Origin of the sequence: Pseudoalteromonas sp. MSK9-3 (genome assembly GCF_003590335.1) — a bacterium.
Taxonomy (GTDB): domain Bacteria; phylum Pseudomonadota; class Gammaproteobacteria; order Enterobacterales; family Alteromonadaceae; genus Pseudoalteromonas.
This window is the reverse complement of sequence record NZ_MIET01000063.1, coordinates 1-408: the sequence shown is the minus strand read 5'-3', so window position 1 is coordinate 408 and position 408 is coordinate 1. Positions and strand designations below refer to the sequence as shown.

1 protein-coding gene is annotated in these 408 nt (G+C 40.2%); it reads left to right on the top strand.

What is annotated here, in order from left to right:
- A partial coding sequence (locus BGP78_RS22780; RefSeq protein WP_220475526.1) for an ISAs1 family transposase occupies positions 1-408 on the top strand: 408 nt, incomplete at both ends.

The window sequence follows — 408 nt, the reverse complement described above, 5'->3', positions numbered from 1 at the left end:
AGTGCCTTCGCGTCTCAAAATGGCGTTGTAATGGGTCAACTTAAAACAGATGCAAAATCCAATGAAATTACAGCAATTCCCGAGTTACTTGATTTACTAGAATTGAAAGGTCACTTAGTAACATTAGATGCTATGGGGTGTCAGACTAAGATAGCCAAAAAGATCATTGAAAAAGAGGCGAACTATCTATTTTCAGTTAAAGGTAATCAGGGGTCGTTGCATCAAGCAATTAAAGAGGCCTTCTATACAGATAGTCAGAATGAACGTGCAGCCGCATACAGCTATCTGGAGCAACAACGTGGCCGCACTGAGTATCGTAAATATGACGTACTTCCAGCTGCACCATTCCATCTTACTGAAAAATGGTCAAAATTAACGACGATAGGGAAAGCAATTTACTACCGCATA